Source organism: Alteromonas sp. KUL49 (genome assembly GCF_006538345.1).
In the GTDB taxonomy this organism is placed as follows: domain Bacteria; phylum Pseudomonadota; class Gammaproteobacteria; order Enterobacterales; family Alteromonadaceae; genus Alteromonas.
In genome coordinates this window covers 41,015-65,495 of record NZ_BJKL01000005.1, presented here as the reverse complement: position 1 = coordinate 65,495, position 24,481 = coordinate 41,015, and the positions used below count along the sequence as shown (strand labels likewise).

Below are 24,481 nucleotides of genomic sequence, written 5' to 3'. Positions count from 1 at the left end.
TTATTTGTATTTCTTTATCGCCACTTGACTGCGAACAAACTGAGTTACATCATTTTTTGCCGATGCTAGCCAACCTTCTGCCTGCTTCGTCAAATTGTCATTAACTTTTATTTCGCTACTGGCAAATGCTCTTAGAGCATCTTCATCAAGTGCATCCATGTGTGCTTTTATAACTTCATCTCGCTCTTGAAGTAAAGCATTTAGCGCAGGGACATCGATATCGGGTGGTGATTGCAAGAGCTCGACAATTCTCTGATTGATCTTGCCGAGCACTTTGGGAGTGTATGGATGATTTAGTTCGTCTAGATTCACACAGCCTGCCGTTTTTGACGTTGCGCCTCATACGCTTCTTGCTTGGCAGCTTCGGGAATCTGTACCCAGCCGTCTCTTATAGGCGTGAGCAAGCTCGTTACTTCGTCAAGCAAGGCAATATCGTTGTTAACGTGCGCATCATTTAATCTCTCAATCATATAATCGTATAGGGAAAACAGGTTTTCTGCCACTTCGCCACCGACTTCTAGATCAAGAGTATCTCTCAAATGCATAATAATTGCGTTAACTTTAGAGATATACTCTGCTTTCGCTACAAATTCCTTACGTTCCATCGCTCCTTTTGCGTATGCAATACGATCCAGGGCCCCCTGTAATAGCATCAATGTCAATCTGTGGGGATCCGCATTCGCAACGTCCTGCTTTATACTTCCTTTACGATACGCATTAATACCTTTAAGTGCCATAACAACTCCAAAACTCTCTTTAAACGCCTAAGGCTGCAATAAGTGCGGAACCTGTTTGATTCAACCGTGCAACCGTTAAATCTAATCCTAAATATCTATCTCTTAAAATGTCTTCGTAATTCAACATCCGAAGCTCAAGTGTTTCTCGCTCATCAAGCAAACTGTCACGCTCTTCCTTGGCCGCATTTTCTCGTAAACTAATCAATCCGCTATAGTTAGTGTATTGATCTGCAAAATCATAAAGCTTAGTAGCGATACCATCGTCTTCGTCTGTAAACAAAGTCGCAATATCATCAAAGTAATCCTCTATAGCATCGTCGAGACGCTCTTCACCCGAGCCTAAACCAAAATCAGTCGTTCCTATTTCGAGTTTGCCGTCATCGGTAAACTCAACACCAACCTGGAATAAACTACCGAGTTGAGAGTTGTTAACATTGTCACTAATTATCGAAGCGAGCCCGCTCTGAATTCCTCTGAGCAATGAATCACCGGCCAGCGCACCATCATCCTCTAATTCGGACTGACCGTAACGAGTCAATGTGTCAATCTCACTAATGAGGCTGTTGTAATTGTCGATGAAGTCTGTGATTTTGTTTTTTAAACCATCTCTGTCGTATCCAATTTCAAGCGTAGTAGCTTGAAAATCACCGTTGGCATCTAGTGAAGAAACTTCTTGAACTTCAAACGACACATTTTGAATCGTATTTTCGAATTCATTACTCTCACTTTCTACTTGGATACCATCAATATACGCTACTGCGTTTGACGCAGAAGTAATGTTCCCTGCACTTATATTTGCTGTACCACCCGTCGTAGATACTCGGTCTAACTCCGCAGCACCAGTGTCGTTGGTAATTACCAAGTCATTACCGGTTCCGGTAGAGTCAGAAGTAAATACAAGTTTTGGACCAGAACTTGTGCCAGTATCGATGATATTCGCTTGAACACCGAAATTATCGTCAGAGTTGTTGATGGCTTCTCGGAGTTGGGTCAATGTCATTCCCGTGGAAACACTGATAGTAAAACTTTCACTACCACCAACATCAAAGGTAAGAGAGCCCGTTCCCGAAGTGAGCACGGAATCTGAAGAAGACGTAAATGCACCATCGTCGGTAACAATACGGCTGCCGGTGGCGAGTTGTTCTACGACAATCTCGTAACTACCACGAAGCGCTGAGTTGGAGGCTTCAGCAGTTAACGTATCTTCGTCTTCAGAAGGTGTACTAATAATGGGTTCGCGTCCGTTGATATCAGCATCACTGCGGAGTTCATCAACGGAGTCTTTGAAGTCAGATAATTTGGATTTAATTTGGCCAAGCCCAGAAATCTCAGCTTCATTCTGCTCTTCTTTGGCAGTAAGCGCTTCTTCTTTGGGACGTCTTTCAGCCTCTAGTAATTGACTGACTAGGTCATCTAGCGCTAAACCAGACCCCACTCCCAGCGATTGAATAGACATGAGCTACCTCGACCTCATTAAACCTCGTTGTTGATAAAAACTCCCACACTGCTACCTACATCCTGTTGGAGCTCTTGAATACGTTCGGCAAGTTTTAGCACTTCTTCGGAAGGAATTTGCCGTATTACGTCACCAGATTCAGAGTCTTTTACCGTTACTACTGATTTGCTCGTTTCCTCGTCAACACTGAATGTTAAATTACGGTTCTGTGTTTGAAGAAACGATTCAACTTCACGAACCGCTTCGTTTAGCGACTCGCTCTCAACCTCTCGTATAGATATATCGGCACTATTTGTAGAAGCTTGAGTAGTATTGTTGCTAGTTTGCTGTGTACTCTGTTGAAAGTCGACAGAGTTTCGCCCCGGCTGTTGATCCGATAAATTTTGCTGCTCTTCTGGTGCTGTTTCTACAACTGCATTCTGGCGCGGTTGTGCTGGAGCATTGGCGGCGTCCTTCGCTACGACGTCAGATGCAAAGTTTTGGCCAAACTGATTTGATACAATTTCCATGAAATCCACCCTCCCATTGAAACGACAAAACGGGCCCTTGCCTACGCAAGCACCCGTAACATCTCAACCATGGTAAGTTGAAGTATAGCTTAACCTAGCAATGAAAGCGCTGTTTGCGGGCGCTGATTTGCCTGACTAAGAACCGAAACAGATGCCTGCTGAACAATCTGATTACGCGTTAAATCTGCGGTTTCAGAAGCAAAATCAGTATCACGAATACGAGATCTTGCGCCTGATAAGTTCTCACTAATACTACTTAAGTTTCTGATAGTAGATTGAAAGCGATTCTGCAAAGCACCAAGGTCTGCACGCACAGCTCCGATGCCAGAAATTGCAGCGTCAATGTCTGTAAGAAGCGCGGAAGCACCATCAGCAGTATCAACACCGTTACTCGTGATACCTAAGCCAGTCGAACTGAAGCCGCTGATAGAGCCTAAGCTCGTCGAAGACAGGTTGACAGAAATGGTTTGACCACCGTTAGCACCAACCAGAAACTTAGCCGAAAAGTTTCCGTCAAGTAAGTTAACACTACCAAACTGGGTGTCAGTAGCAATACGAGAAATTTCTGTTCTCAGTGCAGAAACTTCTTTTTGAAGCGCGTTGCGGTCCGCGCTGCTGTTGATACCGTTTTGAGATTGAACGGCCAGCTGGCGGATACGCTGAAGTGCAGTCGTTGTCTCAGCCAACGCTCCCTCAGCGGTTTGAGTTAGTGAAATCGCATCATTAGCGTTACGAACGGCTTGGTTCAACCCTTGAACCTGAGACGTTAAACGGTCAGATATCTGCAGGCCAGCTGCATCGTCTGCTGCACTATTGATACGAAAACCTGAAGACAATCTTTCAAATGACGTACTCAATTTATCACTTACGTCAAAAAGCTGTCGTTGTGCGTTCAATGAAGACACATTGGTATTTACGTACAAAGTCATTGTATTACCTCCTAGGGATCAGATGACACATGTGCTATCATCAAACCCATCCAGTTCAAATTAGCGCGGGTCACTACTCCCTGCTAATCCCCTCTCATTTAGTAAATTAAATTACCCCTCAACAATAGGTATCGGCCATCCCTTGAGGTTCTTTAGTTTTTTTCGATTTTTTTTTAAAAAACATCACAATCAAAACTCAAGTCACTGTTTTAATTGAATAAAATAATTATATTTTTTTGAGAAAATTTACAAAAAAGTAGATTTATTGGCACTAATCACAACTTGATGACTAGACAATTGAACAAAAGTGCGTTCATAATTTCGACACTGGTGCAACGAGAACGCTAGGGTGTGGAGAACTTCTGATAAGCGGGATACTTGATTTATGTTCCAGCGTCATCTAAATACATGAATTGAGTAACTCATCATATTGGCACAGAACATGCTTTACTAGTTTTGTCAGCGTTGCTCACTGAACGACGCAAGTTGGAAGAGTGTCTCGGAAAGAAAAAAGGCCGAGACATGAATCTCGGCCAATTTGCTCGTGTGTTAGGAGATTGAGCAAATCTGTTTAAGTCGACTGGCGGGCACTATAGTGGAATTAACTGGCCTCTCAACCAAAACTTCTACATTCTCGGTCCTGTTAGTCGACGTCTCTTGGTAAGGCGGCCTTTTGGCCGCCTTATTCATTAGGATGGCCTCTCAACTCCTTCCTAAAACGCCTTTTAAAAATTACCCAAGTAGTGACAATGCAGCTTGTGGACGCTGGTTTGCCTGAGACAAGATAGTTGTGCTCGCCTGCTGTAGAATCTGGTTACGGGTAAGTTCTGCCGTTTCAGTGGCAAAGTCGGTGTCTTTAATACGCGATCTTGCCGCAGCAACGTTCTCAGAGATGTTACTTAAGTTTCTGATAGTAGACTGGAAACGGTTTTGTAACGCACCAAGGTCTGCTCGAAGACCACCAATTGCCGATACCGCTAAGTCAATCGCCGCTAACATGCTTGAAGCGTTTGATTCTGACAAAACATCTTCGCCTGAAATTCCCAACCCAGTTGCGCTGAAACCGTTGATTCCAGCACGAGTAAGTGCGGCAGTAGATAGATTTACAGAAATCGTTTGCCCCGCGTTTGCACCCACTAAGAATTTCGCTGAAAACTCACCAGAAAGTACGTTTACACCAGCAAATTGGGTTGTTGTAGCAATACGTGAAATTTCTGTTTTAAGCGCAGACACTTCTTTTTGAAGCGCAGTGCGGTCAGACGACGTATTAATACCGTTTTGAGACTGAATCGCCAACGTTCTGATACGTTGCAGTGCCGTAGTTGTTTCTTGCATTGCACCTTCAGCTGTTTGCGCCAAAGAAATACCATCATTTGCGTTTCGAACAGCTTGGTTTAAGCCTTGAACCTGTGACGTCATTCTGTCGGTAATCTGTAGGCCGGCAGCATCATCAGCAGCACTATTAATTCTGAAGCCTGATGACAAACGCTCAAACGCTGTGTTCAAGTTGCCATTCGTTGTGAATAACTGACGTTGTGCATTCAACGATGATACGTTGGTGTTTACAAATAAACTCATGGATCTCTCCTAACAGTGTTTTATTGCGCTATTGCTTTTATTATTTGCGCATCAAGTAAATTATTGGCACTTATCGTGCTTAGTTAAGATGCCAGTGGTAATTTACTGGCGCTTTTCGGTCACTCCGAAAAGCTTTGCTACATTGAGTTAGCTTTATGCTTTCTCATTGCTGACCGGTGGGTTTGTTGTTCCAGAACCTCAAACCTCTCACTACCTCCTGGCTTCAATCTCGCCGGTTAGCAGCTTCCTTTCAGCGGGTAGCCATTCATCTCTAAACTTATTTCTTTATCGGCTTTAAATCATTTTACTTAACTAATTTATTAAAAATAATTTTTCTAATGTTAAAGCACTGAAATCAAATAACTTTAGAAGCATAAGAAAGTAAACTAACAACAACACATCTCGCATATAAAACGCAGTTAAAGCTTATTTTCTTACTTAAGTGGAAGGATTAACAACATTCCCCCCTTTAAACTAGTTATCGTTCAAAACAGGGAATTACTTTAGGAAAATTTGAAAAAATTGTGATTTAATTTGGGCAATAAAAAAGGCCGACATTATGTCGACCTTTATTCATTCTGATTACAGAACGATTGCTACAAGTACCTAAAGGATCACTACCTCCTGGCCCCTGTTTTTTTCACTAGGTTTAACCTAATAACTGCAATGCAGCCTGAGGACGCTGGTTAGCCTGTGACAAAACAGTAGTACTCGCCTGCTGTAGAATCTGATTACGTGTCAGCTCTGCAGTTTCAGTAGCAAAGTCAGTGTCTTTGATACGTGAACGAGCAGCAGAAACGTTTTCAGAAATATTGCTTAGGTTACGAATCGTAGATTGGAAACGATTTTGAAGCGCACCTAAATCAGCACGAAGACCACCGATAGCAGAAATGGCAGTATCTACATCTGCAAGCATGGCTGAAGCGTTTGACGCAGTCAAAACATCGCTGTCAGTAACACCCAAACCAGTTGCACTAAATCCATCAACGCCCGCTCTGGTTAATGCCTGACTCGATAAGTTAACTGAAATGGTTTGCCCTGAGTTAGCACCAACGAGGAATTTTGCCGAAAACTCTCCAGAAAGTATGCCAACACCAGCGAACTGTGTAGTTGTTGCAATACGTGAGATTTCTGTTCTTAGTGCTGAAACTTCTTTTTGAAGCGCAGTACGGTCAGCAGAAGTGTTGATTCCGTTTTGTGACTGGATTGCTAAAGTACGGATACGTTGCAAAGCAGTAGTTGTTTCTTGCAAAGCTCCTTCCGCAGTTTGCGATAGTGAGATCGCATCATTAGCGTTACGAACAGCTTGGTTAAGACCTTGGACTTGAGAAGTCATACGGTCGGTGATTTGAAGACCGGCAGCATCATCAGCAGCGCTGTTGATACGAAAACCCGACGACAAACGTTCGAATGATGTGCTCAATGAATTGCTAACATCAAATAACTGACGTTGTGCATTCAATGAAGACACATTGGTGTTAACGTACATAGACATAAAGTCTCTCCTACACTCCCAGTCAAAAAAAGACTGGCTGCCGGTATTCCGGCAATTACTATAATGGTAGTCATCAACACCTGAGGGGTAATTGATGAACTGGCTCTCTCGTAATCTGTATCGACACAATCAAGAGGCTCTTTAGTAAAAAATCCAAAAATTGCCGTAGTGTGGAAAAATCTTGCCCCTATAATGAGACATTAATTGACGTATTTTCGGTGCTGTAGTGGATAACATTCTCGATATCAAACAGGTAAAAAAGATCTCTTCGTCGGCCAAGCATTGCGCCTTTACCGATCTGATTAATAACCCTTTTTCTATGAGTTCATTACAATTCCTGTGTTGTTACCGAGAGGCTGAAGATCACGTGAGTATGGACGGTGTAATTCGCATTCAAAAATTAACTCAGAGTCTGTCAGTCATTGGGAACATTACTTTAAAAATGACAAACACTGATCTCAGAGATCCAAAATTTGTTTTCAATGGGGAACGGCTAATCGTCACCGCTTACGCAAAAAGCAAATTTACGGATAAACCCGGGCTTAACATTCGCATGGTGTCTTTCTATTCAGATAATGGCGATGATTGGAATGAGCCGGTCGTTTTTTCTCAGAGTGACTATTGGATTTGGAGGAGTACTTGGCATAAGAACACTGCCTACGGCTTCGGTTACAAACGTGCAGATGAACAACTCAATATCTATCGCGGTGATCCCACATCCAAAATGACATTGCTTGCGGCTGAAGTGCTCTCGCTCGATAAACACGAAGCAGGTTACCCGAACGAAAGTCATATACTGTTCGACAGTACTGATAATGCCAACGCTATCGTCCGCCGAGATGCTGACTCATATTCCGCAAAACTGGGCTTTTCAAAACCACCGTATACCGACTGGCACTGGAAAGATTTAGGAATTTATATCGGCGGCCCAGCAATGACTGTGCTAGCGGCAAATTTTTTCTTAGTTGCGGGAAGGGATTGGGATGAAAAAGACGACGACAAGCTCACAACGAAAATCTGGTTACTCGATACCAAGGTTCCCAGTCTTACCGAAATGCTGACATTACCTAGTGCAGGAGACAATAGTTACCCTGGACTATGTGTAGTAAAAGATACGGCTTATTTGTCTTATTATTCCAGTCACGAAGATGACCAAACGTCTGTGTATTGTGCAGAAATTTGCGGTTTGGATGCGCTGTTAGATGTAATTGAACAAACTTAAATTAGCCACTTGAGGAAAAGATGCCAATGCTGCGTTGAGCGCAGTTTCTTGACGAGCAAATTCAGTAGACGCTTCAGCATAATCCACATCTTCAATTGAAGAACGGGCTGCTTTTGCTGAAATTTCTAAATCCAAATTACTTTCATACAATGACTCGGCAACATTCAAGCGGCCACCAATCGACGCACGTTCAATGGAGATTTTTTCTAGGCCATTATCAATGTTAACGAGAGCATCAGCGATTGATTCTTGAAGTTGACTACCTTCAACCGTGCTGTCCATCAAAATATTAGTCATTTCATCAAGCGCTTGCGCAATACTTTTCTTTTCAGGCGCGTCTAGAGAGAAGTCAATGGTGTCACCTACGGCTGCATCAGCGGTAAAGGATAGCCCCTTAACCACAAAGGGCTCGCCCGATGTGAAGTTTACCGTATCGACAACCGTACCTGTTCCCGTGTTTCTCAGCTCAGCTTGGCCAGTGGCGAGTATGGTAATTTGATAGTCATTGTTGGCGGCGGTACTAGAGTCATAATTTCTATCGAAGAAGGTATCATGTGTGCCTTGCTCTTTGATAATTGCAGACTCTAAATTCGTTACTGTATTTGCTGTTACAGTGAAATCATAACGTGCTAAAACGTTCTCAAAAACCTCTTGGCCACTGGTTGTCGATTGGATACTCGCACTGTTCGAGAGTTTCATAAAATTGTTACCACCATCACCCGCAAACTCAACGGTGTTTCCGGTGGCAGAGGGATTGTAGGTAAACGCTTGATTGCCCGATTGAAACCCAGCGTAAATATAGTGTCCGTCTGCGTCTTGCGAGTTCATTAAGTCGAACACTTCTTGTCGAATTTGTTCGAGCTCTGAGCCAATAGATGCCCTATCGGTGTCGGTGAGAATACCTGAGCCAGACTGAACTATTAGTGTTCTAGCACGATTAACCGAGTTGGTTATATTGGTTAGTACCGCTTCTTGTTGCTCCAAAGCATTCGTAAACAAATCAATATTGCGCTGATACTGGTCGAGTGAATCCAACTCTTCGGCAATACGAAGCACTTTTGCAGCACCAACTGGGTCATCAGAGGGACTATTGATACGTTTACCAGTAGCCAACTGTTGCTGCGTACTAACCAACCCCGTTTGATTATCCATAATCGAACGAATATTCTGGTCATAAATTTGATTAGTAGATATGCGCATTTTTTACTACCTCGCAGCCTGCAAGATGGTGCTAAACAATTCTTGTGCTGTGCTCAAGATCCTCGCCGCTGCAGCATACGACTGTTGGTACTTGATCAGGTTAGATGCCTCTTCATCCAAGCTTACACCAGAAACTGATTCAAACCAGTTTTCGGATTGTGCTTGCATGGCCTCTGCAGCTTGCAAAGACACATTGGCCGTAGCTGCATCTTCACCGATTCGCCCTACAAGTGATGCATAAGCATCATGAAAACTGCGTTGCTCGTTGGTAGATTCACTACTTAACTGTACGAGTTTTTCGCCTTGTAATGAAGCCAACGACAATGCATTTGTGTTGTCGTTAAACCCGTCAGTATTGTAACTCAGCGTAAAGGTATCTCCCGCGGCGGGGACACCTTCCAAGCTAACATCATAACCGGGATAATCATCCAGAGATGAGAATGCCGTAGGCCATGCAGGCCCAGTACCATTCGCTTCGGCTTGAGCTAGCAGATTATTCAAATCGGTTACACCACTCACCGTGGTAATAACGTTTGCTGGACTTTCTCCATCCAGTACTTCGAAACTCGTCTCTGAGGTAAAAACAATTTGCGCAGGCGCTCCAAAAGAAGTACTCGGAGAGCCAGCTAGGTCGTGAATACCACCAGCGCCGTCAAAGGCAGACTGGTCATTACCTGTTCCCACTTCCGTGTTAGTGATGGACACACCAATGACTTGAGCTCCACCTAAGTTATTGATGTCCGCATCGACCCGTATGGGCGCAGCAAAAGCAAGATCTTCTGCTCTTTTGGTGGCAAAATCTATTTCAGTGGCAGCATTTTTAGTGGGTTGAAGCAAGAAACTATCGCCAATGCTGTAGCCACTTCCCGTCGTAAATTCTATTTCGATACCACCAGCAATCTCGTTGTATCCCGTGGTTATCGCAACATTCGAGAACACCAAATCATTACCACTACCATCAGTTTGCGGTGTACCGTCACTATTGAGTAAGGTCACTTCCACTTCAGTAGGCACACCCGCTGCAACATTAGTCACTTCAATGCGATAATCTGCATCGGTAAGTTCGCTTCCTTTGCCTTCTGTGACTTGGGCAAATATTTCTTGAGTGCCTGGTGTCCCCTCATAATTTAGCCCCTGAAACACTGGCATGGTGAATACGTCATTGCCAAGCTGGCCATCTAGGTCCATACCAAGGTTATTTTGGGCATTAAGTGCATCAGCGAAAGCTAGAGAAAGCTGACCAACGTCCCGCATAGCAGGTCCTAGTACGTCATCTCTATATCTAAACAAACCACCCAAACTTCCACCCAATTCAGATTCGAACACGTTTATTGATGTGTCGTTTTTTGTGTCGGAACCAAAATCCGTAGACAAGCTAAGTTGCTTGAACGTTAAATCAGCGTCACTGGTCACATCAAATAGGTTAAACGTACCATTCTCAAGAACCAGAGAGTCGCCAGAAGTAAGGTTTATCATCACAGCACCGTTTTGCTGAGTACTCTCTCTCACTTCAATTGACATAATGGCCGCAAGCTCGTTGATAGCTTGGTCACGCTCATTGAGAAGCGCCGTTGGCTGCTCACTCGTATTGTTACCATTGGCGACAATAATATTTTTGTTCAATACCCCGATGCTCTGAATCAAGCTGTTAGCGCGATTCACTTCTGACATTATCTCGTCGTTGAGCTCGTCTTCTCTCTGTGCCATAAAGTCGGTGAGTACACCCATGCGCTTGTAAAGAGACTCCGCACTACCCAACACTTGTTCACGGGAAGCTAAATTTGTGGGGTCGTCAGAGGCAGTTTGTAGAGCACTGAAAAAGCCACTCAACCCCGCCGATAACGAATTAGATTCATTCGCAAGCATATCGTCAAGCAGAGAGGTTTTCGTTGAAAATGCCTCCAATTCACCCACTTGCGTGATATCACGACGTAGCTGATTTTGAGCGAACGTATTCACGATTCGCTCGGTACTACCGACTTCAACACCAAAAACGTGGCTATTTTCTAACTCGGTACGCTCTCGGGTATAACCTTGCGTATTGACGTTAGCAATGTTGTTACTGGTCGTTTGTAATAGCTTGCTGCTGGCAGTAACACCACTGTTGGCAAGCGTAAATAAATCTACTGAACTCATAAAATTACCCTTCTACTCATGGCATTCTCGCGCCGAGGCGGTCACTGCTGTAAACGCTCATGATTTTCTTAGCGTAATTTGGATCCGTAGCGTACCCCGCATCTTGAAGAGCTTGTGTGTACTGCTTTGCGTCACCAGCATTGTCGACTGCTTGAGCGTATCGAGGCTGCGAAGTAATAAAGTTCGCGTAGTCACGCATTGCGCTTTCAATAGAGTCGTACTGCCTGAAAGCGGCTTTTTGCTGTTGCGGTATTTGGTCGACAAATTCGAGCGTACTTACCGTCACTTGCTCACCTTGCCACCCGTTGTTGGCTTTAATACCAAACAAATTGTGACTACTGTTGCCTTGAGTATTGTGAATAACGTATTTACCCCAACCTGTCTCAACGGCCGCTTGTGCAATCATCGCTTTCGGGTCTAGTCCAAAGTCTTGCGCTACCTTCTCTGCAATGGGTCGCAAGGTATCAATGAAGTCTTCGGGAGAGCTGAACATAGCGGTTTTAGTTGCATTGCTCACACCCATACTGTTTGAGCTTATCGCGCTTTCCGACAGCTCTCTGGTGGCAGCTCTTCGCATAGCGTTAAGAGAGGCAAAGTCACCATCACTACGGATAGTGCTTGCAGGTCGATAACTATCGTCTTGCTGACCCAACTGCTTAACAATGAGGTCGGCAAGGCCCATACCGCCACCTGAAGACAAATCGTTCGCAAGCTGTTGGTCGTGCATATCACGGTAGAACTTCACTTGCTGTGAATTAAATGGGCTATTCTCGTCAGCCAAAGCATCTTGTGCTTTTCTCATTGATTTGAGCATCATCTGAACAAAAATAGCTTCGAACTGCTGTGCCGCCTCTTTCAATACCCCTTCATCACCAGAAGCAATAGCTTCACGCATGGTGTTGATACTGCCCAAGTCATGGACATTACGCGCCATTTCTAACTGATTTTGAGTATTTAACGCATCCATTAGATGATCACCAATTCGCCACGCAACGCACCTGCTTGGCGAAGCGCTTCGAGTATCGCCATCAAGTCGCCCGGTGCAGCTCCTACTTCGTTTACTGCTCGAACTAATTGGTCGAGTGTCACACCCGGCTCAAACTTGAACATGCGGCTGTCGCTCAAATCAATATCAACAATAGACTGTGTAGTAACGACCGTATCGCCATCACCAAAGGTATTGGGTTGTGACACTTGTTGGTTTTCAGCGATAGTAACGGTCAACCCACCATGAGTAATCGCGGCTGGAAGTAGTCGTACGTCTTGTCCGATAACGATGGTGCCTGTGCGACTGTTTATGACAACACGAGCAGGAGCGTCCGCAGGCGTGAATTCAAAGTTTTCGAGTGTTGCTAGAAAACCTACACGCTGACCGACGTCTCGTGGTGCTGAAACACGCACTGACGCAGCATCGATAGGCGTTGCAATGCTATAACCACTCTCGGGTTGCGCTCCAAACCTTTCATTAATGGTATCCGCCAATCGCTTTGCCGTAGAAAAATCTGGATAGTGAAGGTTGAGTGTCAGTGTATCGCCATTGGCAAAACCACTGCGAACTTCTTGTTCTACCATAGCGCCATTAGGAATGCGGCCTACCGTGGGTGTATTCACTACAATTCGCGAACCATCGCCGCCTTGGGCACCAAAACCGCTTACCACCAAACTCCCTTGAGCTACTGCATATATTTTGCCGTCCACGCCACGAAGGAAAGTTTGTAATAAAGTACCACCTTGCAAACTGCTAGCCTCGCCAACAGAAGACACGGTGACGTCAATGGTTTGACCGGGTTTTGAAAATGCAGGTAAGTCTGCATGAACGGCTACCGCTGCAACGTTCTTAATTTTTGGCTTTGTGTTTGCGTCTAAGCTGATGCCAAAGTTACTCAGCATGGTTCTAAAGCTCTGTTCTGTGAACGGGCTTTGCTCTCCAGTTCCAGGCAAGCCTACAACCAGCCCGTAACCGACCAACTGGTTGCTTCGTATACCTTGAATACTGGCGACATCTTTAATTCTCTGAGCGTAAGCTTGACCCGCTATCAACGTCAATATGAGTATTTTGAATATGATGAAACTGCGCATATTAACCTCTCGTGCTAATTAAAGCGGGAACCACGAAGACGCGAAGAACTTAGATAACCAGCCTTTTTCCTGTGCTCTTGCAAAGCTACCGGTACCGCTATATTGAATGCGAGCGTTGGCAACTTTTGTCGAAACTATTTCGTTGATAGGGCTTACGTCAGCAGGTCGTATAATGCCCGTTAGACGTATGTATTCATCACCGTGGTTGAGGGTGATCCATTTCTCACCGCGAATGACGAGGTTATCGTTGGGTAGCACCTCAACAACGGTCACAGAAATACTACCCGTTAGGCTATTACTCTGATTAGCGGCCGCATCACCGGCAAACTCGTTATCAGTGGCAACACCAAGTTGAATGGAATCACCACCAACGGAAGCATTTAATCCACCTAAACCAGTGATGGGATTAATGTTTACCGTGGAGTCTCTTGACGTAGTAGAGCCTGCCGCTTTTATTGCATTGGTATTTTCACTCAAGGTGACTGATATGATATCGCCTACTCTGCGTGCTGTGACGTCTGCGTATAAGCTGTTCGCTCGTTGCTGGCTGAACAGTGAGCCATCTTCAACAATTTGCTCTCTAGGGTACTCTGGGATTACGGGAGCAAACATGGGGTCATCGGCACGAACGGGTGTTTGCATGGTACTGCCACACCCACTCAGTATGATAAAAATTGCCAACAAGGAGAGAATACGCATAACACTACCCATCACTAAAGTTGCTGAATTACCTGACCAAGCATCTGGTCAACAGATGAGATAACTTTCGAGTTCATCTCATACAAGCGCTGACTTTCAATCAGATTTACCAATTCTTCGGTAACGTTCACATTGGATGTTTCAAGGGTACCTTGTGAAATAGTGCCTAGTCCTTGAAGCCCTGGAATACCTTGAATAGGCGCTCCGCTCACGGCCGTTTCCACAAATAGGTTTTGTCCAATGGGTTGCAACCCTGTTGGGTTGATAAAGTCAGAGATATTCATTTGCCCGAGCACCTGAGGATCTGCTTGACCTCGCACCGTTGCACTCACTTCTCCGTCTTGAGAAATCGTTATCTGCTGTGCATCTTCAGGAATGGCAATCGCTGGCTGTAACAAGAAGCCAGCGCCAGGGGTGACTATTTGCCCCTGGTCATTGAGGGTAAACTGACCGTTTCTGGTGTACGCAATAGAACCGTCAGGCTGAAGGATTTCAAAGTATCCGCGGCCTTGAATAGACATATCCAACGAATTGTCAGTGGTCAAAAGGTTACCTTGTGTATGCGCCTTTTGGGTGGCAACCACTTTTGAACCCGCACCTAGCATCAGACCTGAAGGTAACTCAGTATCAGCAGAAGACCGGCCACCGGGTTGATTGATATTTTGGTACAGCAAATCTTCAAATATGGCGCGGTCCTTCTTGAAGCCAACGGTAGATGCGTTGGCCAAGTTGTTTGATACCACAGAAACATCAGTTTGTGCGGCATCAAGACCAGTTTTACTAATCCATAACGCAGGATGCATATCAACCTCCTAGCATTGCTCAATGATGCAATGCCAATACTCATTTCATTAAATAATTCGAAGCAACATGTTGCCGCGTGTATCAAGCTCTTGTGCTTGCTTCATCATTTTGACTTGAAGCTCATAATTTCGCTGTAAACTGATCATGCTTACCATTTCATCGATAGCATTCACGTTAGAGCCTTCAAGCATGCCCGACATAATGTTTACGTTCTCACTCTCGAGGGCAATCGAGCCGTCTTTCATACGAAAGAGACCGTCTTCGCCACGCTCCATGTCGCGATAATTAGGGCTAACCAGCTTTAATCGACCGATATCTTCGATGACAGTTTCTGGGGCACCTAGTTGACGCATTGACAACGAGCCATCAATGCCAATATCGAGGTTATCAAGTGGAACTGGTAAAAAGATTGGACCGTTTTCACCCAGTACTACGCGGCCATGAACATCTGTCAAAATACCGTCATCGCCCAGTTGAAAATTACCGTTTCTCGAATAGGCCTCTTGTCCAAACTGATCTTGAACCGCAAACCAACCGTCGCCTTGAATAGCAACATCTAGTTCTCGCCCGGTTTGAATCATTGGACCAGATTCATAATTATTTGACGGGCTTTCTGTCATTGCGAACACGCGAGTCGGCAAACCTTCGCCGTAGGCCGGCATTGACCTTGCCTGTTCGAGTTGTGCGCGGAAACCCGTGGTCTGTGAGTTAGCCAGATTATTAGCTCTGACCGACGTACCCAAGAGGTTCTGTGAGGCACCACTGGCTGCGATATAGAGGAGTTTGTCCATGACTAACTTTTGACTCTTATTTAAACGTATCTCTACGATTGCAAGCCAAATGCCAACATGCTGTTTCGGGGGTGATAGGGAGGAAAATAAAAAAGGCCGCTGAAATAGCGGCCACTGTGTCAGTTTAAATACTATCGGATATTCAGTATTGTCTGATTCAACTGGTTATTAACTTCTAGTGCTCGCGAGTTAGCCTGGAAGTTTCTCTGAGCGATAATCATGTCGATAAGCTCAGTGGTAAGATTAACGTTGGCCTGCTCAAGTGCAGACGAATTAATTTCACCAAAGGTACCTGTAGTTGCCTCTCCAGCCAGTGCTTCACCAGAAAGAATACTCTCTTTCCACTGGGTACTGCTTTGCTGAGTAAGGCCTTGCTCATTGGAGAAACGTACGAGTGCTACACGAACAATTGGCTCAGAAGTACCGTTAGAGAAAGTCGCACGTACCAAACCATCAGGACTGATCTCAATACCTGTTAATCTACCCACTGGTAAACCGTTTTGCTCAAGTGAAGTCACTTCAAATGCTGATGCAAACTGTGTTGGCTCGGTGGTGGTTGCGCTTGCTGGATCAAGGTTAAAATCAATAGCAATTTGCTGGGTTGCATCTGAACCATTAGCAAGAATACCTGCGCCTAATGCTTCAGTGGTAATCTTAAAGTCTGATGTAGTAACACCATCCGGTGCTTGCATCGCTGAGAAATCACCACCTTGAGTAAAGATAAGTTTAGCTGCGGTAACACCATTACCGGTGGCTGTACCGAGCGCATTGGTCGCCGTTGCCGGGTCAGAGTCCGTACCGTCTGAGTTAACCATATCTACTAATTGGTCATCAACTGCTGTGGCCACATACCATTCATTAGTTGCTGCATTGTCCTTAACGAAGTAATAGGTCATCACATGACTGTCGCCCAATGAATCATAGACGGTTACAGACGTAGATGCATTGTAAGAAGACGGATCCTCTGGATCGAACTGTGTGGGATCTAATGCGCTATCTCCTGCTGGTAAGTTCATACGAATATCAACTTCAGAGGTTTGAGTAGGAGAGCCTGAAGAATCAGGAATGCGCACAGGTTCAGTGGTACTCAGTGCAACTGATGAGCTTGTGCCATCCGAGTTCACTGGAAAGCCCAGTAGGTTGTCACCACTGCTGTTTACCACAAAATTGTCATTGTCTAGCTTAAACTGACCGGCACGAGTAAACGAGAAATCGCTAGAGGCAATATCTGGTACTGTGGCGAAAAAACCGGTCCCAGTTACCGCTAGGTCAAGCGCATTGTTAGTAAACTGCAAACTACCTTGGGAAAACTGCTGTGCGACTTCTTGTGTAAGCACACCATCACCGACTTTGGTTTTACCACCAGCCAGTAGTGAGGCGGCAAAAACGTCGCCAAATTCTGCACGAGACTCTTTAAAGCCTACGGTGTTTACGTTAGCAATGTTATTCGCGGTGACATCCAAATCTTTTTGAGAAGCCGCGACACCACTTAAAGCAATATTAAAAGACATATTCTCTTCTCCTACTAGCTACCGATTTGAATGACGTCGTCTAAACTGATACTCACGTCACCATCCAAATTCAAAATAATACTTTGACCACTTCCGGCCAAACTCACACTGTCAACATGACGATTTACCGCGGTGGCCAGTTGCACACCTTCACCATTGGCATCGCCATTCGCTTTAATTACATAGTCACCTGGGGGCATATTGTTGCCTTGAGCATCTTTACCATCCCAGCTGAACTCGATATTTCCTGCAGCTTGTGTACCTGCATCAATAGTTTTAATCACTTCACCAAACTGATTTTCTATAGTGATTGTCATGTTCTGAATAGTTTGGTCGTTAACCACCACACCAGACAGGCCATCTCCCTCGTTAGCCATATGGCCCACGTTGCCTTGCACTAGGACATCTTGACCTATCAAACTTGACGCTTGAAGTGCTTGATTCGAGGTCATGGATGCTGCGAAGTCATTAAAGCTCTCGTTGAGCTGAGTAATACCATCGGCCATAGTAAACGACGTCATCTGAGCTACCATTTGGTCGTTATCTACAGGCTTCGTTGGATCTTGGTTAGCCAACTGCTCGGTCAACATGGCGAAGAAATCCTCTTGCGATAGCGTCTGTTCTGTTCCATCTGCAACCGGTACGGTTTCTTCTTGCCAATACAAATCCGTATTTAGACCTGTGTTGTTAATAGTGTTCACGATAAATTCCTTCCTTCAACCAGGTGGCAACTTATTGCCCTTGTCCGAGCTGTAGCACACGACGGAATATTCTTTTAGTTGTGTCAGCGACTTGGACATTGGTCTCGTAGGCTTTGGACGCCGACATCATGTTTGCCATCTCTTCTACAACATTAACATTGGGTTTGTAGATATAACCGTTCTCGTCGGCTAATGGATTGTGAGGAGCGTACTCTACTTGCAACGGGGCATCACTTTCGACAATCCCTTTAACTTGGACACCTGCTCCCATTGACTGACCGTCGATAGCGCGTTGAAGCTCAGTAGCAAACACAGGTTGGCGGGCGCGATATGTCTCGTTGTAACTACTGCCAACAGTATTAGCATTTGCGATATTACTGGCGGTAGTATTCAGTCGTACGCTCTCTGCCTTCATTCCAGTGCTGGAAATTTCCATCACGTTAAATAGACTCATGATCACTGCCCTCCGTTACTACTTAGGGCCTTTTTCATCCCTTTAATTTTACTATTCAAAAATTCGACACTGGCCTGATACCTTAACCCGTTGTCAAGAAAACGGTTTCTTTCGGCTTGAACTTCTACAGTGTTACCATCGCCAGTATCTGGTTGCTCAGGAATGCGATATTGCATATCGAAACTAGAGGCTGACCTAGGTCCACCTGTCATATGACTTTCGTGTGTTCTTACTAAGTTACTATTGCCGCCTGAAGGACTTTTTTGGTCTTTCAACGCGCGGTTCATAGCGCTATTAAAATCAATATCCTGCGCTTTGTAGCCTGGCGTATTAGCATTGGCTAAATTCCCTGCAATTACTTCCATACGATCTGTCCGTAAGGACACCGCGGTATGGTGAAATCCAACAAGTCTGTCGAGGTTTATTGCCATCATACTTTCCTAAAACAGCGGCAGAATTGGTCGATAAACGTCATTCTAGCCTGAGTATGAAAAGTATTAGCAAGTGTGATGCCAACATCTTGGAAAGTGCTATTTGTGGAACGGGGGGCTATGCAAAGTAACCCCAGAAATGAAAATTAATTATTAATTTCAGAAACTTACTCTTTTGGTAGTAAAGACCAGGATGGCACTTAACCATAGAGTAATAGGATGCTGATGTACTGATAGACTCAGACGCGCCAAGGAATAACACCCCCTCCGGTTGGAGTAATCCGGCAATTTGTTGCAGTATTTTTTGTTTCACTTCCGGTGAAAAGTAAATCAGCACGTTCCGGCAAAAAACAATGTCAAAACGGCCAAGTGTTGCATAGCTACCTAACAAATTTAGACTTTTAAAAGTTACCATTCGACGAACCTCTGGCGATATTTGCATACGACCGTTGTCTACTGGCTTGAAGAACTGTTGACGGCGTTGCGGAGACAATCCTCGAGCAAGGGACAATTCGTCGTAGATACCCTCTTGACATTTGGAGAGCATTTCTGAAGATAGATCCGTCGCCATAATCTCAACACCTTGCCGCAAACTTCCAGGCTTTTGTCTTTGGTATTCCAAAATAGACATGGCAATGGAGTATGGTTCCTGTCCAGAGGAACAAGCGGCACTCCATATGCGGATCTTCTGACGCTTATCCGCTAGCTTAGGTAAGAGATCATTGATGAGGAGTGTAAACGGGTAATTATCTCTGAACCACAAAGTTTCGTTTGTAGTCATCGCATCGATAACATCTTGCAGTAAATTCCGATTGCCACCTCGTACAACTGTGTTAATTAGTGTATCGATACTGTCGTAATTATATTGATACAACAGAGAAGCCAAACGACTGCGAACCAAATACTGTTTGTTATCGCCAAGTACAATACCGCATTGTCGCTCTAAGAAATCTCTGAAACGTATATAGCTATCAGGTGAAACGTCTCGATTACTCAATCCCTGCGTGCTCCGTTACTCGCATTCAGTCATAAACCACTTTTGGACAGCAGTCGCTAGCTCGTCCGGATGGAACTTAGCAATAAAATCATCAGCACCCACTTTTTGCACCATGGCCTGATTAAATACGCCGGATAGGGATGTGTGCAGAACAACATGCAATTTACTTAAATTGGGCGTATTCTTTATCTCTGCTGTCAGTGTGTAGCCATCCATTTCTGGCATTTCGATATCAGACACTAATACCCCCACCCGTTCAGTGACATCGCCATATTCTTCGGCGATCTCTTTAAGCCTGTTCAACGCCTCAAGACCATTTTTGGCCAATTCCATCTCAATTCCGAGCGCAGTTAGGGCCTTTTTCACCTGATTTCGCGCAACAGAAGAATCATCTGCTATGAAGATAATCTTGTCTTCTCTGCCTGTGGTAGCAAGATTCTGTTGGACTTCTTCGCTTACATCCGTGCTCAGAGGGGATATTTCGTTGAGTATCTTCTCAACATCTAGAATTTCAATGAGCTCGTTTTCTACTTCTGTTACCGCCGTGAGGTAACTCGCTCTTCCCGTGCCCTGAGGCGGGGGCATGATTGAGTCCCAGTTGGTATTGATAATACGCTCTACCGCACCAACGAGAAATCCCTGAACTGAACGGTTGTATTCCGCAATAACAATGAACGCGGTCGAGAGATCTTCGATACGCTTACCACCGGTGGCCATACTCAGGTCGATTACCGAAATGGTTTGACCACGAATATGCGCGACACCGCGAACAAGAGAATTCAATTTAGGCATAGATGTCAACGGCGGGCATTGTAGAACCTCGCGGACTTTAAACACGTTAATGCCAAAACGCTGTCGGCCATTAAGCCTGAAAAGTAGTAACTCAAGCCGGTTTTGTCCGACCAACTGTGTTCGTTGGTCTACCGAATCCATAATACCCGACATATATCACCTCTTGTTAATACTGGGCATGATCATTGCCTTACCTAGAGAGCATAGACAATATCACTAAAATTATGCACGTCAAACGACAGAAAAATGACGCATACATAAAACAACAAACGTCGAATGAGTAATATTCATGCCATCAGTGACGATTTCCACTGTAAGCATAGTCAATATATAACTAACTGAAAACGAAAAGTGAAAATGAAAAATCAGATTTTACACAAGGTTATTCTGCAAAAGTATATTTTTAAAATAGCTTTAGTGCTGTCACTTGCAATCAGTTGGTCAAATTACGCCCATGCTACCAAGCATCAAGAGATCCAAAACGGTGTTGAAGCCTTTTTGTTGAATTTACTCGACACTGATGAAGGTGATACTAACACCAACGTGAAAATTGTTACTATAGACAATAGGATAAACATTCCTGAGTGTGCCTCTGGATTTCAATATCACATTTCTGACGAAGCACTACAGCAATCCTACATGACAGTTCGCGTTAGTTGTGGAAACAACGACTGGTACTTGTTCACAAGCGCACAAGTGACACGTACCAAAAGTATTGTAGTTACCTCTGGAGCGATAAGTCCTGGCACAGTGCTCACTGCAGACAATCTCACCTTTGCCGATGTGGATGTTCGCCGTTTACGTCACACAGCCTTCACGAGTATTGATACATTGATTGGTGCCCGAATGAAACGCAGAACTGCGGGTGGTCAAGCCATTCAATCAAACATGTTGTGTTTCGTATGCAAGGGCGACAGAATAACTATCAGTGCTAAACTATCGGGTATGGCGGTAAAAACGTCGGGTATAGCCCAGCAAGACGGGGTTATTGGCGACAATATCAAAGTTGTAAATACCAGCAGTCAAAAGGCAATTATTGCAGAAGTCGCCAGTTCGCAAGAAGTCGTGATACACTTGTAAGATAGGTGGGCAAAAATTACCGCATTTACGCTCAAAAAGATTAAAGAATCGCCGTACTTTGCCGATACAATTAGTGAGGTAAAAAGGTAGTGGAGAAATCCTATGGCAATTAACAATATAAACAATGGGTTACCCAAAGCGCCCATTGATAATGGTAAGGTTGCGCAACAAAATCAAGCGCAACAAACGCAGCAGCAAGCCGCGAATCAAGCGTCGGCTCAAACTGCTCCGCGTCAAGATTCCGTGTCGTTAACGCAATCTGCACAGCAATTGAATCAAGTACAGAAAAAAGGTTCAGAGGCGCCGGTTAACCAAGAAAAAGTGGACCGTTTGAAAAAAGCAATTCAGAGCGGCGAATATCGCGTCAACCCTGAAGTGCTTGCAAATAAGATAGCTAAGCTAGAATCGCAAATATTTGGTCAGAAGTAACAAGGCTGCATACGTAAAGCAATGAGCATTAATGAACTCGCTTCTCAAATAGCAAGACAAGTCGAACAGCTGACGTTGTTGGGCGAGCTGTTGGAAAAAGAGTTACACCTCATTAGTACTCGTGATGCCGAATCGCTTATCAGCCTACTTGAAGAAAAGGCAGCGCTGCTAGAAGCTATCCAACAATTGGATAGTCAGGTTGAGCATAGCTACACCAAAGCCAACGACCACACAAAGCAGAGTCCCGAAATCGAAGCACTACTCGCCGATGCCAAAGCACAGCTTGAAAATTGCAAGTACCGTACTGATGTTAACGAGAAAGCCGTAGAACAAGGCCAACTCCGCCTCACACACCTTAGAAACCTGATGTTAGAGGTTCGCGCTAAAGAGTCGCTTACCTACGATAAAAAAGGTAAGCCTAAAGGTGGTACCTTAGGCTCGGGCATCAGCGCCTAGCCCTCTATCCGTTGAAGTTGTCGCCAACGATCGTTCTCGACCACACCTCACAGTCTGAAAACCCAATAATTGACTTTTAATAGTACTGAATATTCTTGATACGTTGTGGCTTTGCTGTAGACAAATAGATGTTGTACACCTGCTCCATATCAAGCTCTAATTCAGTAGCGTAAGTGTCCTCACCGACGGGATAGCTCTTGACTACACGGGCACCTCTGATCACTCCGTCTACTGAAGCCTTAAGTGCTTCGTTTTGCATAACGAGATTTGAAACTGATTGCGCTCCTTCTATGCGTTGACCGTACACCTGCTCAGCGAGCTCGCGGTATGCATCAAGCTTAGACGCTTTCATGGCCATCAACATTTTCTGTGTATCGGTGTCACCATATTGTGTTGTAACGGGAGCGTACCCTACTGCAGTGAGTACGGGATAGGTTTCGGGCTCAACAGTTTCCCATTCCACATGCTTGTCGACCAACATGCTACAACCAGACAACATTACCAAAGATAAAAGAACAAAGATGCTGCCGCTCTTTATCCACATTTTTATAAAGCTCTGCATAACTGACCACTCTTCATCGTCTGGACAAACATTTTCTCAACAACACAGCAAAGAGCGTGCCCAGTTAGCCAAAGCTATACCGTTTAAGGTTGGCATCTATCTTGATACGACAATGATAAAGCATCACTGAGTAAGTAGGTTTACTTGTTAGTGATACGTAAGCGCTTTAATAGTGGTTGAGAACCGATTTGCCTGAAACTCTGCGAGCAAGCGGAGTTAGTGACAACGAGCATTAAACGATGAGTGTAAAAAAATTTTTTAACCCGACGACACTGTTGCCATTTATTTGCCTCTTGCTGTTTATCCAGGGGCAAAGCCATGCCGCTTGGTACGAAGCTACTGGACAAGCCTTGATTCATGAAGGCGACAAGGGAGCAGCGAAACAGCGCGCCACTGAGGAAGCGTTAAAACAAGCACTCATGTTTGCAGGCGCGTCAATCAACAGCGTACAACAGATGACAAATGGATTACTCAATAATGATCAAATAACCGTACGCAGTTCTGGTGACGTCGACAGTGTAGAACTTATCAGTGAGGTCTGGCATAGCGACTACGTCACTGTGCGACTCCGTGCCGACATATTCCCGCAAACTAATCAATGTGAAACGTCGCCCTATACCAAAACCCTTTCTACAGCTTACTTTTCAAATAACCAAGCTGGCCACTTAACTGACGGTGGGCTTAGTGAGTTTCCCAAAGCATTAACACATAAACTTGAATACCAATTTGCCCAACATTCAGACAGCCTAAATCTCAACTACATAGCCCCTTACTCAGCACAGTGGCGCGCATCGCAGGTAGAGAGTGATGTTCTTGCCTTGTCTAAAATGTCCAATACGCAATTTGTTATCGTGGGAGAAATACAAGATTTGAGTGTGGCTCGAGATGCTCCGAGAACGTTAACGTTTTGGAGAGGAGAACGAGCAACCCGATACTTGCGCTTCAATATGCGAGTGTTTGACGGGATAAACGGAGGACTCGTTTTCGATAAGCACTATCAAACCAAAGCACCTTGGAACTTTGATAGATTTACACATATAGACAGCCACTCTATGCGGTTTTGGGAGTCACCTTTTGGCGAGTCCGTATCCGCTACATTACGCAATGCGATTGATGATATAGACGAAGCATTGTCTTGCCTCCCACAAACAAGCAGAGTTATTCAACGGTCTAGCGACAGCCTCTCAATTGCTTTGGGACGGGACCAAGGTGTCATGCCAGGAGATAGATTTTTTGCGTATCAGATAAGAGAAGTTTCTGACAACTATCAATCTGAGCACATTCAATACACACTGCATCCTGGAGAGTTCAAAGTCACTCAAGCATACGCGAACAATGCTACCTTGATGCCAGTAGACGATACGATACTCGCCAACATTCAAGTCAGTGATTTTGTGGTCAAACGATAGCATTAAGATAACAATACTCCGCGA

The 24,481-nt window shown here is 44.7% G+C and carries 26 protein-coding genes; 5 read left to right on the top strand and 21 right to left on the bottom strand.

Annotated features, from left to right (window positions below):
• The 7 genes from EYS00_RS10040 to EYS00_RS10010 form a co-directional block, all read right to left on the bottom strand.
• Nucleotides 1-312, bottom strand: a complete 312-nt coding sequence (locus tag EYS00_RS10040; RefSeq protein WP_130636423.1) for a hypothetical protein — start codon at nt 310-312, stop codon at nt 1-3.
• Nucleotides 309-737, bottom strand: a complete 429-nt coding sequence (fliS, locus tag EYS00_RS10035) for a flagellar export chaperone FliS (protein WP_130636422.1) — start codon at nt 735-737, stop codon at nt 309-311. The genes EYS00_RS10040 and fliS overlap by 4 nt, the downstream gene beginning before the upstream one ends.
• Nucleotides 738-756: 19 nt before the next feature.
• Nucleotides 757-2,193: a flagellar filament capping protein FliD gene (fliD, locus tag EYS00_RS10030; RefSeq protein WP_130636421.1), complete on the bottom strand. Its 1,437-nt coding sequence runs from the start codon at nt 2,191-2,193 to the stop codon at nt 757-759.
• Between the two features lie 17 nt (nt 2,194-2,210).
• Entirely contained in the window at nt 2,211-2,702 is a 492-nt protein-coding gene (locus EYS00_RS10025) for a flagellar protein FlaG (protein ID WP_130636420.1), read from the bottom strand.
• An 89-nt stretch (nt 2,703-2,791) separates the two neighbouring features.
• Complete coding sequence (locus tag EYS00_RS10020) at nt 2,792-3,631, bottom strand: flagellin (RefSeq protein WP_130636419.1); 840 nt, start codon at nt 3,629-3,631, stop codon at nt 2,792-2,794.
• Between the two features lie 732 nt (nt 3,632-4,363).
• The gene (locus tag EYS00_RS10015) at nt 4,364-5,209 is read right to left on the bottom strand and encodes a flagellin (RefSeq protein ID WP_130636418.1); all 846 of its coding nucleotides are present in this window, start codon (nt 5,207-5,209) and stop codon (nt 4,364-4,366) included.
• A 649-nt stretch (nt 5,210-5,858) separates the two neighbouring features.
• On the bottom strand, nt 5,859-6,704 hold the full coding sequence (locus EYS00_RS10010) for a flagellin (protein ID WP_130636417.1): 846 nt from the start codon (nt 6,702-6,704) through the stop codon (nt 5,859-5,861).
• Nucleotides 6,705-6,930: 226 nt separating this feature from the next.
• Between EYS00_RS10010 and EYS00_RS10005 the strand changes: the two genes are divergently transcribed.
• The gene (locus EYS00_RS10005) at nt 6,931-7,926 is read left to right on the top strand and encodes a hypothetical protein (protein ID WP_130636416.1); all 996 of its coding nucleotides are present in this window, start codon (nt 6,931-6,933) and stop codon (nt 7,924-7,926) included.
• On the opposite strand, the gene flgL is transcribed toward EYS00_RS10005, so the two are convergent.
• The 13 genes from flgL to EYS00_RS09940 form a co-directional block, all read right to left on the bottom strand.
• The gene (flgL, locus tag EYS00_RS10000; RefSeq protein ID WP_130636415.1) at nt 7,903-9,126 is read right to left on the bottom strand and encodes a flagellar hook-associated protein FlgL; all 1,224 of its coding nucleotides are present in this window, start codon (nt 9,124-9,126) and stop codon (nt 7,903-7,905) included. The genes EYS00_RS10005 and flgL overlap by 24 nt on opposite strands.
• A gap of 6 nt (nt 9,127-9,132) precedes the next feature.
• Nucleotides 9,133-11,262: a flagellar hook-associated protein FlgK gene (gene flgK / locus EYS00_RS09995; protein ID WP_130636414.1), complete on the bottom strand. Its 2,130-nt coding sequence runs from the start codon at nt 11,260-11,262 to the stop codon at nt 9,133-9,135.
• Nucleotides 11,263-11,278: 16 nt separating this feature from the next.
• On the bottom strand, nt 11,279-12,229 hold the full coding sequence (flgJ, locus tag EYS00_RS09990) for a flagellar assembly peptidoglycan hydrolase FlgJ (protein WP_130636413.1): 951 nt from the start codon (nt 12,227-12,229) through the stop codon (nt 11,279-11,281).
• Nucleotides 12,229-13,341 carry a flagellar basal body P-ring protein FlgI gene (locus EYS00_RS09985; protein WP_130636412.1) on the bottom strand — a complete coding sequence of 371 codons (1,113 nt, stop codon included), beginning with the start codon at nt 13,339-13,341 and terminating at the stop codon, nt 12,229-12,231. The genes flgJ and EYS00_RS09985 overlap by 1 nt, the downstream gene beginning before the upstream one ends.
• 18 nt (nt 13,342-13,359) lie before the next feature.
• Complete coding sequence (gene flgH, locus EYS00_RS09980; RefSeq protein ID WP_130636411.1) at nt 13,360-14,040, bottom strand: flagellar basal body L-ring protein FlgH; 681 nt, start codon at nt 14,038-14,040, stop codon at nt 13,360-13,362.
• 14 nt (nt 14,041-14,054) lie between these two features.
• Nucleotides 14,055-14,843: a flagellar basal-body rod protein FlgG gene (gene flgG / locus EYS00_RS09975; RefSeq protein WP_130636410.1), complete on the bottom strand. Its 789-nt coding sequence runs from the start codon at nt 14,841-14,843 to the stop codon at nt 14,055-14,057.
• Between the two features lie 48 nt (nt 14,844-14,891).
• Complete coding sequence (locus EYS00_RS09970) at nt 14,892-15,635, bottom strand: flagellar basal body rod protein FlgF (protein ID WP_130636409.1); 744 nt, start codon at nt 15,633-15,635, stop codon at nt 14,892-14,894.
• 131 nt (nt 15,636-15,766) lie between these two features.
• Entirely contained in the window at nt 15,767-17,146 is a 1,380-nt protein-coding gene (flgE, locus tag EYS00_RS09965) for a flagellar hook protein FlgE (RefSeq protein WP_130636408.1), read from the bottom strand.
• A gap of 14 nt (nt 17,147-17,160) precedes the next feature.
• Nucleotides 17,161-17,847, bottom strand: coding sequence for a flagellar hook assembly protein FlgD (locus EYS00_RS09960; protein ID WP_130636407.1), 687 nt, complete (start codon nt 17,845-17,847; stop codon nt 17,161-17,163).
• 31 nt (nt 17,848-17,878) lie between these two features.
• Entirely contained in the window at nt 17,879-18,301 is a 423-nt protein-coding gene (gene flgC, locus EYS00_RS09955) for a flagellar basal body rod protein FlgC (RefSeq protein WP_130636406.1), read from the bottom strand.
• A gap of 2 nt (nt 18,302-18,303) precedes the next feature.
• Entirely contained in the window at nt 18,304-18,732 is a 429-nt protein-coding gene (flgB, locus tag EYS00_RS09950; protein ID WP_130636668.1) for a flagellar basal body rod protein FlgB, read from the bottom strand.
• 118 nt (nt 18,733-18,850) lie between these two features.
• Nucleotides 18,851-19,729 carry a protein-glutamate O-methyltransferase CheR gene (locus tag EYS00_RS09945; protein ID WP_130636405.1) on the bottom strand — a complete coding sequence of 293 codons (879 nt, stop codon included), beginning with the start codon at nt 19,727-19,729 and terminating at the stop codon, nt 18,851-18,853.
• Between the two features lie 15 nt (nt 19,730-19,744).
• Nucleotides 19,745-20,674: a chemotaxis protein CheV gene (locus EYS00_RS09940; protein WP_130636404.1), complete on the bottom strand. Its 930-nt coding sequence runs from the start codon at nt 20,672-20,674 to the stop codon at nt 19,745-19,747.
• A 204-nt stretch (nt 20,675-20,878) separates the two neighbouring features.
• Here EYS00_RS09940 and flgA point away from each other — a divergent pair, with 204 nt between their 5' ends.
• From flgA to flgN, 3 genes are all read left to right on the top strand, one after another.
• Nucleotides 20,879-21,601: a flagellar basal body P-ring formation chaperone FlgA gene (gene flgA / locus EYS00_RS09935; RefSeq protein ID WP_130636403.1), complete on the top strand. Its 723-nt coding sequence runs from the start codon at nt 20,879-20,881 to the stop codon at nt 21,599-21,601.
• A 102-nt stretch (nt 21,602-21,703) separates the two neighbouring features.
• The gene (flgM, locus tag EYS00_RS09930; RefSeq protein ID WP_130636402.1) at nt 21,704-22,030 is read left to right on the top strand and encodes a flagellar biosynthesis anti-sigma factor FlgM; all 327 of its coding nucleotides are present in this window, start codon (nt 21,704-21,706) and stop codon (nt 22,028-22,030) included.
• A 27-nt stretch (nt 22,031-22,057) separates the two neighbouring features.
• A complete protein-coding gene (gene flgN / locus EYS00_RS09925) occupies nt 22,058-22,486 on the top strand; it encodes a flagellar export chaperone FlgN (protein ID WP_373995567.1) in 429 nt (142 codons plus the stop codon).
• 76 nt (nt 22,487-22,562) lie between these two features.
• On the opposite strand, the gene EYS00_RS09920 is transcribed toward flgN, so the two are convergent.
• Nucleotides 22,563-23,048: an LPP20 family lipoprotein gene (locus EYS00_RS09920; RefSeq protein ID WP_373995564.1), complete on the bottom strand. Its 486-nt coding sequence runs from the start codon at nt 23,046-23,048 to the stop codon at nt 22,563-22,565.
• 239 nt (nt 23,049-23,287) lie between these two features.
• Here EYS00_RS09920 and EYS00_RS09915 point away from each other — a divergent pair, with 239 nt between their 5' ends.
• A complete protein-coding gene (locus EYS00_RS09915) occupies nt 23,288-24,457 on the top strand; it encodes a flagellar assembly protein T N-terminal domain-containing protein (RefSeq protein WP_130636400.1) in 1,170 nt (389 codons plus the stop codon).
• Nucleotides 24,458-24,481 lie beyond the last annotated feature (24 nt).